Origin of the sequence: Janibacter melonis (assembly GCF_003721155.3) — a bacterium.
GTDB lineage: Bacteria > Actinomycetota > Actinomycetes > Actinomycetales > Dermatophilaceae > Marihabitans > Marihabitans melonis.
Map to the genome: position 1 here is coordinate 290,710 of NZ_CP044548.2, position 12,273 is coordinate 302,982.

The window sequence follows — 12,273 nt, forward strand, 5'->3', positions numbered from 1 at the left end:
GCTGCGGGCCGGGCTGGGAGGATGACGCCATGCCGATCACCACGACCCTCGTCCCCCTTCGCTGGAGCGACATGGACGCGTACGGGCACGTGAACAACGTCCAGTACCTGCGCCTGCTCGAGGAGGCGCGGATCACCGCCTTCGCGCAGTGGTTCGGGTCGGGGTCGGAGGAGATGCTCCAGGGCGGTGTCATCGTCGCGCGCCAGGAGATCGAGTACCTGCGCCCGCTCGTCTACCGCCTCGCCCCCGTGCGCATCGACCTGCGGGTGAGCCAGATCGGGGGCGCGAGCTTCGAGGTGGGCTACGAGGTGGGCGACCCCCAGGACGTCGGCGACGCGGTGTACGCCCGGGCCGAGACGACGCTCGCGGCCTTCGACCTCGCCACCGAGCGGCCGCGGCGCCTGCCGCAGACCGAGCGCGACGCCCTGCGCGCGCAGCTCGAGGCCCCCGTCGCGCTGCGGGGTCGGCGATGAGCGCCCTCGTGCTCGCCGACGAGCAGGTCGGCGCCGACCTGGCCACCTACGTCGGCCGCGCGAAGCGTCACGACGAGGACGGCGCCGCCCGGCTGCAGGCCGTGCCCGCGGGCGACGCCGGAGTCCTCGCCGTGTGGACGTGCGTGCTGCCCGGGGCCGGTCTGACGCGTTCAGGCCTCGTGCTCGGCCTGCGCACCCTGCCTCTCGGGGCCCCTCCCGAGCCCCTCGACACCGTCGTCGCGCTCGCCGCCCTCACCGACCGGCTGGCCCGAGCCGGCACGTCCGCCGAGCTCGCCGTGCCGCCGACGACCGTCGCCGCCTCGTGGGCGGCAGTCAGCCCGCCCCGCGGGGGCTGGGAGCCGGTCGGGTCGCTGCCGGCCTCGCGGCTCTACGACACCGCCACCGCAGGCATCGTCGAGGTGGCGACGGGCACCCCGCAGGGCGCGGGGTCGAGCGCCGTCGCCGACCTGCGCTCGCGCGTCTGGGATCGTCGCGTCGAGGTCCCCGGTGGGTCTGACGGCGCGTCGGTCCCGGCGGGCGCAGCCTTCGGGATGCACGTCCTGGGCTTCCTCGGCGAGGACCCGGTGACGGTCCACGCGCAGGGCCCGTGGGTGCGGCTCACCTCCCGGGCCGGCTACGTCCTCGCGCGCTGACCCCCCTTCGTAGGCTGGTGCCGTGAGCACCGACCCCACGACCGTCCCCGCCGACCTCGACGACGCGGCCCTGGCCTCCGAGCTCGTCCACCGCGCGGGCGCGCTCGCCGCGGAGATGCGCGCCGAGGGCCTCACCGGGGCCCGCAAGACGTCGGTCTCGGACGTCGTCACGGCCGCCGACCACGCCGCCGAGGAGCTTGTCGTCTCGGTCCTGGCCCGGCTGCGGCCCGACGACGGCATTGTGGGCGAGGAGGGCGCGGAGGCGCCCTCGCGCAGTGGGCGGACCTGGGTCATCGACCCCGTCGACGGGACGTACAACTTCTTGGCCGGGATGGCCTACTGGTGCAGCGCGCTCGCGCTGCGCGACGACACGGGCGTCGTGCTCGGCGCGGTGCACCAGCCGGTGACGGGCGAGCGGTGGCTCGGCGGGCGCGACCTGCCGACGACCCTCGACGGCGCACCGCTGGAGGCCCTCGCCGACCTGCCGCTCGAGCAGGTGTGCCTCGCGACCTACCTCCACCCGACGCGTCTGGCCGACCCCGCCCTGCGCGAGCCGTGGCTCGCCGCGTGCGAGGGGGCGGCGACGGTGCGCATGCTCGGGTCGGGCTCGTGCGACCTCGCCGCGGTCGCTGCCGGCCGCGTCGGCGTGTGGGCGCAGCCCCTCGTGCCCGCGTGGGACTGGCTGCCCGGTGAGGCCCTCGTCCTCGGCGCGGGCGGGCGCACGGCCCAGGTCGACGTCCGCGGCACGACATGGAGCGTCGCCGGCCGCCCCACCGCCGTCGAGCAGGTCCTCTCCGCCCTCACCCGCTGACGCGCCGCCCCAGCTTTCCCGCCCAGGGCGGGAACATTCGACCTCGGGCAAGAACATTTCTTTCCCGAGGTCGAACCTTCCCGCCCTGGGCGGGAAAGTGCGAAGGGGGGGAGCCCGTCTGTCAGTCGTCGGTGAGGGGGGTGCCGCGCTCGGCGAGGACGTCGCGCAGGACCTCGATCCGGTCGCTGACGATGCCGTCGACGCCGAGGTCGAGGAGGCGGTGCATCTCGTCGGCGTCGTCGATCGTCCACACGTGGACGTGCTTGCCGGTCGCATGGGCCGCGCGCAGCAGCGCCGGGGTGACGAGGGTGATCGGGCGGCGCCCGAGGAGGTGCTGGACGGGGATCTGCAGCGCCTGCGCAGGGGAGTGGAGCAGGCGCGAGAGCACCCCGGGCAGCAGCCGCATGCCGGCGACCCCCGCCGGGCCGGCCGACGTCGCCAGGCGCGGGCCGAGCAGGCGCCGCGCCGCGCGCAGCCGCTCGTCGGAGAAGGACCCGACGCACACCCGGTCGATCGCCCCGTGACGCCGCACGACCTCGGCGAGCGGCGCGACCGCGCCGGGCGCCTTGACGTCGATGTTGAAGCGGATCGTCGGGAAGCGCTCGAGCAGCTCGTCCATGAGCGGCACCGCGTCACCCGCCGGCGTGCGGGCCCGGCTCACGCGCGACCACGGCAGCTCGGCGAGCGAGCCGACCCCGTCGGTCACCCGGTCGAGCACCGCGTCGTGGAAGGCGACGAGCCGCCCGTCGGACGTCGCGTGCACGTCGGTCTCGAGGTAGCGGTAGCCCATGGCGACCGCCTCCTCGAAGGCTGCCGCCGTGTTCTCGCGCCCGACGTTCGGCTCGTACCCGGCCCCACCGCGGTGCGCGAGCCCGATGGGGGTCTGCGCCTGGAAGTACGGGTAGTCCGACGCCGGTCGGGCCACCCGGGCCGAGAGCATCAGCCCTCGCTCGCCAGGGCGGCCCACACGGCCGTGTCGCTCGGGACCTGGCCGTCGGCGAGCGGCCCGGAGGCGACGAGCACCTCGGCGCCGGCCGGCAGCGCGACGGTCGCGTCACCGAGGTTGGCCAGGACGAGCGTGCTCTCGCCGACGACGAAGGCGACGACGTCCTCGCCGAGCCCGTCGACGTGGGCCAGCGAGCCGCGGCCGAGGGCGCGCTCGCGGCGCACCGACAGCAGCCGGCGGTAGAGCTCGAGGGTCGAGCCCTCGACGCCGGTCTGGCGGTCGACGGCGAGCTCGCCGTAGGACGGCGGCTGCGGCAGCCACGTGCGCCCGCTCGGGCCGAAGCCGTACCCGGGGGCGTCGCCCTCCCACGGCATCGGCACGCGGCAGCCGTCACGACCGAGCTCCTCGCCGCCGGTGCGGCGGAAGGTCGGGTCCTGGCGGTACTCGTCGGGCAGGCTCGTGTGCTCGGGCAGCCCGAGCTCCTCGCCCTGGTAGACGTACGCCCCGCCGGGCAGCGCGAGCATGAGCGTCGTCGCGGCGCGGGCCCGGCGCAGACCGAGCTCGGCGTCGGGCTGGGGGTCCTCGGCGCCGATGCCGTTGGGTCGCGGGCCGTCCTGCGGCAGCCCGAAGCGGCTCGCGTGACGCACGACGTCGTGGTTGCTCAGCACCCACGTCGAGGGCGCGCCGATCTCGTCGTAGACCCGCAGCGAGGTCTCGACGACCTCGCGCAGGGCGCCGGCGTCCCACCGGGTGTCGAGGAAGTCGAAGTTGAAGGCCTGGTGCATCTCGTCGGGACGCACGTACCGGGCGAGACGCTCCGGCGGGCGCACCCACGCCTCGGCGCACAGGATCCGCTCGGGGCCCTCGGTGTAGGAGTCGAGCACCCGGCGCCAGTCGCGGTAGATCTCGTGCACGCCGTCCTGGTCCCAATACGGGCTGTCGGCGGTGTTGTTCTGCTGGAGCATGTGCTCGCGCGGCGCGTAGTCGGGCAGCCCCTCGGCCTTGACGAGGCCGTGGGCGACGTCGACGCGGAAGCCCGCGACGCCCCGGTCGAGCCAGAAGCGCAGCACGGACTCGAACTCCGCGCGCACCTGCGGGTTGGTCCAGTCGAGGTCGGGCTGACCGGTGTCGAAGAGGTGGAGGTACCACTGGCCGGGCTCGCCGTCGGCCTCGGTGACACGCGTCCACGCGGGCCCGCCGAAGACGGAGGTCCAGTCGTTCGGCGCCTCGCTGCCGTCGCCGCGCCCCTCGCGGAAGATGTAGCGGGCCCGCTCGGGGGAGCCGGGCGCGGCGGCCAAGGCGGCCTGGAACCACGCGTGGTCGACCGAGGTGTGGTTGGGCACGAGGTCGACGACGACCTTGAGGTCGAGCTCGGCGGCGCGGGCCATCATCGCGTCGACGTCGTCAAGGTCGCCGAAGAGCGGGTCGATGTCGCGGTAGTCGGCGACGTCGTACCCGGCGTCGCGCTGCGGCGAGACGTAGAAGGGGGAGAACCACACCGCGTCGACCCCGAGGGCGCGCAGGTGGGGCAGGCGGGCCGTGATGCCCGCGAGGTCGCCGACGCCGTCGCCGTCGCCGTCGGCCCAGCTGCGGGGGTAGACCTGGTAGATCACGGCGTCGCGCCACCACGCGGCGTCGGCCGGGGCACCGGCGTGCAGGGGGGTGGTCTGCAGGGTCGTCGTCGGGGACGCAGTCATGCGCAGATCGTCGCAGCGCGGGACCCGTCGGTGCAAAAGGGCGTCGGACCCTCATCCCACGGCCCAGCCGCCCCGGGCGCCCGGGCCGTCGACCCGGCGGAATGGCTCGGCCTCCCGCCGGGTTGGCATGAGCATGCGAGCGATCACCTATGACCAGTACGGCGACGACAGCGTCCTGCAGCTCACCGAGCGCGAGACGCCGAAGGTGGGACCGAGCGAGGTCCGCATCCGCGTCACCCGGGCGAGCGTCAACCCCGTGGACTGGAAGGTCATGTCCGGCGGGCTCGACCCGCTCCTCGACGCGCACTTCCCCGTCGTGCCCGGCTGGGACGTCGCGGGCGTCGTCGACGCCGTCGGCCCCGACACCCCCGAGCACGCCGTCGGCGACCGGGTCGCCGCGTACGCGCGCAAGCAGGTCGTCTCCGGCGGCACCTACGCCGAGTACGTCACCGTCGCCGTCGACGACGTGGCCGCCGTGCCCGACGGCGTCAGCGACGACGACGCCGCGGCGCTGCCGCTCGCGGGGCTGACCGCCCAGCGCGTCCTCGAGACCCTCGAGATCGGCTCGGGCGACGTCGTCCTCGTCCACGCGGCGTCCGGCGGTGTCGGTCACCTGCTCTCGCAGCTCGCCGTCGGGGCCGGCGCCCGGGTCATCGGCACCGCCTCGGCCCGCAACCACGAGCGGCTGCGCGCCCTGGGCGTCGAGCCGGTCGAGTACGGCGACGGCCTCGTCGAGCGCGTCCGCGAGCTCGCGCCCGAGGGCGTCGACGCGGTCGCCGACCTCGTCGGCGGGGTCCTCGACGACAGCCTCGCGCTGCGTCGCGACGGCGGGCGGCTGGCCTCGATCGCGGACGCCTCGGTCGAGGAGCACGGCGGCCGCTGGGTCTGGGTGCGCCCCGACGGCCCCCGGCTGGCCCGTCTGCTCGACGAGGTCGCCGCCGGGCGTCTGCACGTCGAGGTCGACCGGGTGGTCCCGCTCGAGCAGACCGCCGACGCCTTCGCCGCGAGCCGTGACGGCTCGGCGGCCGGCAAGATCGTCCTCTCGGTCAGCGACCCCGCCGTCGCCTGACCCACCACGCACGAAGGGGGACCCCCGACCGGCCGGTCGGGGGTCCCCCTTCGTCGTGCTCAGGGCGGCGCCGTGCTCAGAGCCGGTTGCCCTCGTCGTCGGAGTTGACGAGCATGTGCGCGGCCCGGAAGAAGTAGTCGCGCATCTGCTCGGCGTGCGCCTCGGGCAGGTCGACCTGGTCCATCGCCGCGTACATGTGGCGCAGCCAGCGGTCGCGCATGTCGAGCGTCACGGCGAAGCCGACGTGCCGCATCCGCAGGCGCGGGTGCCCGCGCAGCTCGTTGTACGTCGAGGGCCCCCCGAAGTACTGCTCGAGGAACATCCGCAGGCGCACCTCGGCTGGACCGAGGTCCTCCTCGGGGTAGAGGGCGCGCAGCTCGGGGTCCTCACGGACCCCCTCGTAGAAGGCGTGGACGAGGGCGACGAAGGTCTCGTGACCACCGACCTGGGAGTAGAAGGTCTCGCCGGGCTGGACGAACATGCGTCCAGTCTCTCAGGCGGCACGGGGGCGGGCCGAGCCCGCCCCCGTGCCGTGCCCGAGGTGCGCCGGGCTCAGACCGTGGCGACCGGGGGGAAGGGCGGGCCCTTGACCCCTTCGCGGTCGAAGGCGTCCTTGACCCGGCGCCTGATCTCGCGCTGGACGCCCCAGTGCTCGTCGGGCGCGCAGCGCGCGAGGACGCGCATCGTCACCGTGCCGCCGGTGATCGACTCGACGCCGAGCAGCTGCGGCGGGTCGAGCACCGCGCCGGACCACTCCGGCTCGTCCTCGAGACCGGAGATCGCCTCGCGGATGATCCGCCCCACCCGGTCGACGTCCTCGCGGTAGGAGAAGGGCAGGTCCACCGTCGCGGTCGACCACCCCTGCGAGCGGTTCGCGATCCGGATGATCTCGCCGTTGCGGACGTACCAGACGACCCCCTGCGCGTCCCGCAGCCGGGTGATCCGCAGGGTGACCTCCTCGACGGTGCCGATGGCCTCGCCGGTGTCGACGAGGTCGCCGACGCCGTACTGGTCCTCGAGGATCATGAAGACCCCGGAGAGGAAGTCCTTGACGAGGCTCTGCGCGCCGAAGCCGAGCGCGACACCGCCGACGCCCGCGGACGCCAGGAGCGGCGCGAGCGGGATGCCGAGGAGCGCCATCACCGTGAGCAGGGTGATGAGCGAGATGACGAAGGTGACGACCGAGCGCAGCAACGAGCCGAGCGTCAGCGTGCGCTGACGGTGCCGCTCGGTGTTGATGCCGGCCTTCGTCGCCACCATGCCGACGGCGGAGCGCCCGCGGTCGACGATGCGGCCCTCGCGACGCGAGACGGTCGTGTCGACGAAGCCGCGGATCGCCCGGTGCAGCACGGCCCGGGCGACCACCGCAGCGACGACGGTGACGAGGATCTGCAGCGGCACGCCGGAGAACCAGCCCCAGGCGTCCTGGGCGGTCACCGCCGCCATGCTGCTCGCGCCCTCGCTGACGGGGGACAGGGTCGAGCTCGTCCGCACCAGATCAGGCCCCCGTGCTCTGCGCGTCGCGCTGCTGGGCCGCCACCGCGCGCGCGACGGCGTCGCGCTGCTCGGTGAGGGTGCGGCGCAGCCCGGCCGGGGCGTCCGGGTGCTCGGCCAGCCACGCGTCGGAGGCGGCGAGCAGCTCGGGGCCGGCGAGGGCCATCGGGTAGAAGAGCACGACGATGCTCTCGGCGACCGCGTGCGTGCGCTCGGACCACACGCGCGTCAGCGCGTCGTGGTAGCGGGCGACGAAGGGGGAGAGCAGCGCCGGGTCGCCGACCCGGCCGAAGCCGAGGGCGTGGGCGTCGACGACGGAGTTCGACGTCGTCGCGTCCTCGACACCGGCGTGCCAGGCGGCCTCCTTCGCCTCCGGCGTCGGGGCCGCGCCCCGGGCCCGGGCGGCGCGCTCGCGACCGGTCGCGGTGTTGTCCTGACCGGCCTCGGCGTCGACGTCCTGCGCGGCGCGCTCGCCGGCGGCGACGAGGGCGGTGAGCAGGGTCCAGCGCATGTCGGTGTCGACGGCCAGGCCGCGCGCGTCCTGCGAGCCGTCGAGCAGACCGGCGACGAAGGACGTGTCGTCACCGGGGGCCGTGAGGTCGGCGACCGCGGTGACGAGCTGGAGCTGGGCGTCGCTGCCGGGCTCGGCGGTCCGGGCCAGCTCTTCGAGCCGGTCGCGCACCTGGGTGCGCAGCCCGGCCCGCGCGGCCGGGTCGGAGTAGGACAGGACCGCCGTGCGCAGCTGCTGCAGGAGCGTCTTGAGCAGGGTGGAGTCGTCCTGGCCCTCGAGGGCCGCCAGGGCGATGGGCACGTACTCGCGCGCGGGCAGCTCGGCGTCGCGCGTCATGTCCCACGCGCTCGCGAGGCACAGCGACTCGGGCAGCGAGTCGGCGAAGGCGCGCGGATTGCTGCGGAAGGTCGCCAGCGAGCGGGCGTCGAGCCGGATCTTCGCGTAGGCGAGGTCGTCGTCGTTGACGAGGAGCAGGTCGGGCTGCTGACGGCCGACGAGCGCGGGCACCTCGGTCACCGCCCCGTCGACGTCGAGCTCGATGCGGTCCGTGCGGGTGAGGACGCCGTCGACGAGGTCGTAACAGCCGATCGCGAGCCGGTGCGGGCGCAGCGTCGGGTGCTCGTCCGTCGCGCTCTGCTCGACGCGCGCCGCGGTGATCGCGCCGCGGTCGTCGACCTCGACGACGGGGCGCAGGGTCGCCACGCCAGCGGTCTCGAGCCACAGCGCCGACCACGAGCGCAGGTCGCGGCCCGAGGTGGCCTCGAGCTCGTCGAGGAGATCGCCGAGGGTCGTGTTGCCCCACGCGTGCTTGGCGAAGTAGGCGCGCAGGCCGTCGCGGAAGGCCTCGCGGCCGACGTAGGCGACGAGCTGCTTGAGCACCGAGGCGCCCTTGGCGTAGGTGATGCCGTCGAAGTTGACCTCGACGTCGGCGAGGTCGCGGATCGGGGCGACGATCGGGTGGGTGGTGCTCAGCTGGTCCTGGCGGTAGGCCCACGACTTCTCGTGCGTCGAGAAGGTCGTCCACGCCGAGGCCCACTGGGTGGCCGCGGCCTGGCACGTCGTGCTCGCCCACTCGGCGAAGCTCTCGTTGAGCCAGAGGTCGTTCCACCACTTCATCGTCACGAGGTCGCCGAACCACATGTGCGCGAGCTCGTGGAGCACGGTGAGCGCGCGGCGCTCGACGAGGCTGTCGGGGACCTTCGAGCGGAAGACGTACATCTCGTGCAGCGTCACGCACCCGGCGTTCTCCATCGCCCCGGCGTTGTACTCGGGGGTGAAGACCTGGTCGTACTTGTGGAAGGGGTAGGCCTGGTCGAACTCCTCCTCGAAGAAGGCGAAGCCGGCCTTCGTGAGGTCGAAGAGGTGGTCGGCGTCGAGGTGCGCGCTCAGCGAGCGGCGGCAGAAGATGCCGAGCGGCACCTCGCCGGCGCGGGTGATCACGCTGTCGCGCACGACGTCGTACGGGCCGGCGACGAGGGCGGTGATGTAGCTGCTCATCCGCTCGGTCGCGGGGAAGGCCCAGCGGGCGACCCCTTCGCGCACGGGCGACGGCTCCGGCGTCGCGGAGTTCGAGATGAGCACCCAGTGCGCGGGCGCGGTGACGTCGAAGGTGAAGGAGGCCTTGAGGTCGGGCTGCTCGAAGACCGGGTACATGCGCCGGCTGTCCGGCACCTCGAACTGCGTGTAGAGGTAGACCTCGCCGTCGACCGGGTCGACGAAGCGGTGCAGCCCCTCGCCGGTGTGCATGTAGCGCCCGGTCGCCTCGATCGTCAGGACGTTGTGCTCGGCCAGGCCGGGCACCCGCAGGCGGGAGTCGGCGTACAGCTCGCCGGGGGAGAGGGTCGTGCCGTTGAGGGTCACCGAGTCGACCGACTCGCCGATGAAGTCGACGAAGGTCTCGGCGCCCGGGGTCGTCGCGGAGAAGGTGATCGTCGACGTCGTCGCGAAGGTCTCCTCGGACACGGTGAGGTCGAGGGTGACGTCATAGCTCTCGACCCGGACGAGGCCGGCGCGGGTCGCGGCCTCCTCGCGGGTCAGGTTCGTGCCGGGCACGGGGCCTCCATCGGTGTCGTCCTGGGGACGGCGGCCGGGTCACGGCGCCGTCGGGTGATCCTCCTCATGCTGACACAGGGCCTGCGGGGCTCACCGGCCCGGGCTTCTGCCAGGATGCCGCCATGGCGACCGAGAGCGTTGACTTCTACTTCGACCCCGCGTGCCCGTGGGCATGGATGGCATCCCGCTGGATGATGGAGGTGGAGCAGGTCCGCGACGTCGACGTCCACTGGCGGCAGATGAGCCTGTGGGCGCTCAACGAGGGCCGCGACATCCCCGAGGGCTACCGCGAGTTCCAGGAGCGCATCCACGGCATGTCGCGTGTCCTGGCCAAGGCGCTCGACGCGCACGGCGACGAGGTCGCCAAGCCGCTGTACGACGCCCTCGGCGAGCGCATCCACCACCAGGGCCGCAGCGACTTCGACGCGATCACCGCCGAGGCGCTCGAGCAGGTCGGGCTGCCGGCCTCGCTCCTCGACGCCGCGCAGGACGAGTCGCTCGACGACGTGCTGCGCGCCAAGAAGCAGGCCGTGAGCGAGCTCGTCGGCGACGACGTCGGCACCCCGACGATCACCGTGGCCGGCTCGAGCTTCTTCGGCCCGGTCGTCAGCCCCGCCCCGAAGGGGGAGGCCGCCGGCCGGCTGTGGGACGGCTGCGTGGCCGTCGCGGGCACCGACGGGTTCTTCGAGCTCAAGCGCTCGCGCACCCGCGACCCGATCTTCGACGTCTGACCCGGTCCGCTCCCGGACCTCACCACCCAGCAGCACCCACCCGAGAGGTATCACCACCCCATGCGCGTGCACATCGGCGGAGACCACGCCGCCTACGAGCTCCAGCAGGAGCTCATCGCCCACCTGCAGTCCGAGGGCCACGAGGTCGTCAACCACGGCCCCTTCGACTACGACGCCGTCGACGACTACCCGGTCTTCGTGCTGCGCGCCGCCGAGGCGGTCGCGGCGGACCCGGGCAGCCGGGGCGTGGTCCTCGGGGGGTCCGGCAACGGCGAGCAGATGGCGGCCAACAAGGTGGCCGGCATCCGTGCGGCGCTGTGCTACGACGTCGAGCTCGCGCGCCTGGCCCGCGAGCACAACGACGCCCAGGTCATCAGCATCGGCGGGCGCATGCAGCCGGTCGAGGTGGCCACCGAGATGGTGCGCGTCTTCCTCTCCACGGACTTCACCGGCGAGCCCCGCCACCAGCGGCGGATCGACATGGTGACCCGCTACGAGCAGACCCGAGAGCTGCCCGAGCTCTAGGCAACGCCGGGGGATCGACCCACCCGAAGGTGGGCGATTGGCCCATATACAACGCCCAACCCTGGACAGTGAAGTCTTTTTCTTCAAGACTTGGTCAAGGAATCGTGTCCCACGAGGGCTGGGACCTAGTGTCGAGACGTCACCGCTCCTCCGAGCGGCGGCCCGACGACCAAGGGACACGCGATGTCGACCACCACCTCCCAGAGCGGGCGCCTCGCGCTGCCCGAGCTGGGGGCATCGTTGGTGCGCACGCTGGCGCACTCGAGCTCAGCGCCGCGCGTCGTCGTCCTCCTCACGGCGGCGCTCGCGATCACCCTCGGCAACCCCTACGCACCCCAGTACCTGCCCGTCTCCGCCTTCGTCCCCGTCATCCTCCTCGCGGGTGTCGTGCTGCCGGTCCGTGCGCTCGCGGCGACCTACGTCGCCGTGACGACGATGATCATCTGGGTCGTCGCCTTCGGCACCGGAGGCCCGTACTACATCGCCCCCTTCGCCTGCGCGGCGACCATGGGGACCCTGCTCGCCACCTCGTACTCGCGCTCCCAGCACGGGGTCGGCGCCTTCACCGGCGACCGGATGATCATGGAGCTGCGTGACAGCCTCTTCGCGATCGGCGAGATCCCGCCGCTGCCCGCCGGGTGGCACGCGGAGCGCGCCTTCGCCACGGCCCACCACCAGGCCTTCTCCGGTGACTTCGACGTCGCGGTGCTCCAGGAGGACCACAGCCGGCTCGAGGTGATCCTCGTCGACGTCGCCGGCCACGGGCAGAAGGTCGCGACGCGCTCGCTCGCCCTCTCCGGCGCGCTGTCCGGCCTCGTCGGGCAGGTCGACCCCGCGGGCGTGCTCACCGCGGCCAACGGCTACCTCGCCCGGGCGAACTGGGACGAGGGCTATGCGACCGCGGTCCACCTCGACGTCGACCTCGAGAACGGCTGCTTCAACCTCGCCCACGCCGGGCACCCGCCCGCCGTCCAGTTCGTCGCGGCGACCGGCCAGTGGCAGACCGTCACCGCCGCCCTCGGGCCGGCGCTCGGCCTGCTGCCCGACGCGGTGTACCCCCGCGTCGAGGGAGTGCTCGAGCCCGGTGACGCGCTGCTCGTCTACACCGACGGCGTCGTCGAGTCGCCGACCGCCGACGTCGCCGACGGCATCGACTGGATGCTCGGCCGGGCCGAGGCCTCCGTCGGCGCCGGCCTGAGCGGGCTGACGACCGAGCTCGTGCGCCAGGGTCGCGCCGGCGAGGCCGACGACCGCGCCGCAATCCTCATCCGGCGCAGCTGACCGGGCCGTCCGGACCGGGGCGGGGGCGCC

General features: G+C 73.8%; 12 protein-coding genes. 7 read left to right on the forward strand and 5 right to left on the reverse strand.

Annotation, left to right across the window (positions count from 1 at the left end; all coding sequences use genetic code 11):
* The first annotated feature begins 29 nt into the window (after positions 1-29).
* Genes EEW87_RS01405 through EEW87_RS01415 form a run of 3 tightly spaced genes read left to right on the forward strand, consistent with a single transcriptional unit; the run spans position 30 to position 1,937 of the window.
* Positions 30-473, forward strand: coding sequence for an acyl-CoA thioesterase (locus EEW87_RS01405; protein ID WP_123090959.1), 444 nt, complete (start codon positions 30-32; stop codon positions 471-473).
* The gene (locus tag EEW87_RS01410) at positions 470-1,126 is read left to right on the forward strand and encodes a DUF8185 domain-containing protein (RefSeq protein WP_123090958.1); all 657 of its coding nucleotides are present in this window, start codon (positions 470-472) and stop codon (positions 1,124-1,126) included. Before EEW87_RS01405 ends, EEW87_RS01410 begins: the two co-directional genes overlap by 4 nt.
* A 22-nt stretch (positions 1,127-1,148) precedes the next feature.
* Complete coding sequence (locus EEW87_RS01415; protein ID WP_240341627.1) at positions 1,149-1,937, forward strand: inositol monophosphatase family protein; 789 nt, start codon at positions 1,149-1,151, stop codon at positions 1,935-1,937.
* Between the two features lie 121 nt (positions 1,938-2,058).
* On the opposite strand, the gene EEW87_RS01420 is transcribed toward EEW87_RS01415, so the two are convergent.
* Positions 2,059-2,877: a glycerophosphodiester phosphodiesterase family protein gene (locus tag EEW87_RS01420; RefSeq protein WP_123090957.1), complete on the reverse strand. Its 819-nt coding sequence runs from the start codon at positions 2,875-2,877 to the stop codon at positions 2,059-2,061.
* Entirely contained in the window at positions 2,877-4,580 is a 1,704-nt protein-coding gene (locus tag EEW87_RS01425; protein ID WP_068273777.1) for a glycoside hydrolase family 13 protein, read from the reverse strand. Before EEW87_RS01425 ends, EEW87_RS01420 begins: the two co-directional genes overlap by 1 nt.
* Before the next feature lie 133 nt (positions 4,581-4,713).
* On the opposite strand from EEW87_RS01425, the gene EEW87_RS01430 reads away from it, so the two are divergent.
* On the forward strand, positions 4,714-5,649 hold the full coding sequence (locus EEW87_RS01430) for an NADP-dependent oxidoreductase (protein ID WP_123091523.1): 936 nt from the start codon (positions 4,714-4,716) through the stop codon (positions 5,647-5,649).
* A 76-nt stretch (positions 5,650-5,725) separates the two neighbouring features.
* On the opposite strand, the gene EEW87_RS01435 is transcribed toward EEW87_RS01430, so the two are convergent.
* The 3 genes from EEW87_RS01435 to pepN form a co-directional block, all read right to left on the reverse strand.
* Positions 5,726-6,130, reverse strand: a complete 405-nt coding sequence (locus tag EEW87_RS01435) for a globin (RefSeq protein WP_068273781.1) — start codon at positions 6,128-6,130, stop codon at positions 5,726-5,728.
* A gap of 71 nt (positions 6,131-6,201) precedes the next feature.
* Positions 6,202-7,095 (reverse strand): mechanosensitive ion channel family protein, encoded by an 894-nt coding sequence (locus EEW87_RS01440; protein ID WP_068274329.1) that lies wholly within the window; start codon positions 7,093-7,095, stop codon positions 6,202-6,204.
* A 52-nt stretch (positions 7,096-7,147) separates the two neighbouring features.
* Positions 7,148-9,706: an aminopeptidase N gene (pepN, locus tag EEW87_RS01445; protein WP_123090956.1), complete on the reverse strand. Its 2,559-nt coding sequence runs from the start codon at positions 9,704-9,706 to the stop codon at positions 7,148-7,150.
* A 122-nt stretch (positions 9,707-9,828) separates the two neighbouring features.
* Between pepN and EEW87_RS01450 the strand changes: the two genes are divergently transcribed.
* From EEW87_RS01450 to EEW87_RS01460, 3 genes are all read left to right on the forward strand, one after another.
* Complete coding sequence (locus tag EEW87_RS01450) at positions 9,829-10,437, forward strand: mycothiol-dependent nitroreductase Rv2466c family protein (protein ID WP_068273785.1); 609 nt, start codon at positions 9,829-9,831, stop codon at positions 10,435-10,437.
* A 60-nt stretch (positions 10,438-10,497) separates the two neighbouring features.
* On the forward strand, positions 10,498-10,962 hold the full coding sequence (locus EEW87_RS01455) for a ribose-5-phosphate isomerase (protein WP_123090955.1): 465 nt from the start codon (positions 10,498-10,500) through the stop codon (positions 10,960-10,962).
* A gap of 183 nt (positions 10,963-11,145) precedes the next feature.
* Positions 11,146-12,243: a PP2C family protein-serine/threonine phosphatase gene (locus EEW87_RS01460; RefSeq protein WP_123090954.1), complete on the forward strand. Its 1,098-nt coding sequence runs from the start codon at positions 11,146-11,148 to the stop codon at positions 12,241-12,243.
* The last annotated feature ends 30 nt before the right edge of the window (positions 12,244-12,273 follow it).

Excerpts from the sequence above, each read along its gene's own strand:
- EEW87_RS01405 (WP_123090959.1), top strand. The coding sequence starts at position 30 with ATGCCGATCACCACGACCCTCGTCCCCCTTCGCTGGAGCGACATGGAC.
- EEW87_RS01410 (WP_123090958.1), top strand. The coding sequence starts at position 470 with ATGAGCGCCCTCGTGCTCGCCGACGAGCAGGTCGGCGCCGACCTGGCC.
- EEW87_RS01420 (WP_123090957.1), bottom strand. The coding sequence starts at position 2,877 with ATGCTCTCGGCCCGGGTGGCCCGACCGGCGTCGGACTACCCGTACTTC.
- EEW87_RS01425 (WP_068273777.1), bottom strand. The coding sequence starts at position 4,580 with ATGACTGCGTCCCCGACGACGACCCTGCAGACCACCCCCCTGCACGCC.
- EEW87_RS01430 (WP_123091523.1), top strand. The coding sequence starts at position 4,714 with ATGCGAGCGATCACCTATGACCAGTACGGCGACGACAGCGTCCTGCAG.
- EEW87_RS01435 (WP_068273781.1), bottom strand. The coding sequence starts at position 6,130 with ATGTTCGTCCAGCCCGGCGAGACCTTCTACTCCCAGGTCGGTGGTCAC.
- EEW87_RS01440 (WP_068274329.1), bottom strand. The coding sequence starts at position 7,095 with ATGGCGGCGGTGACCGCCCAGGACGCCTGGGGCTGGTTCTCCGGCGTG.
- EEW87_RS01450 (WP_068273785.1), top strand. The coding sequence starts at position 9,829 with ATGGCGACCGAGAGCGTTGACTTCTACTTCGACCCCGCGTGCCCGTGG.
- EEW87_RS01455 (WP_123090955.1), top strand. The coding sequence starts at position 10,498 with ATGCGCGTGCACATCGGCGGAGACCACGCCGCCTACGAGCTCCAGCAG.
- EEW87_RS01460 (WP_123090954.1), top strand. The coding sequence starts at position 11,146 with ATGTCGACCACCACCTCCCAGAGCGGGCGCCTCGCGCTGCCCGAGCTG.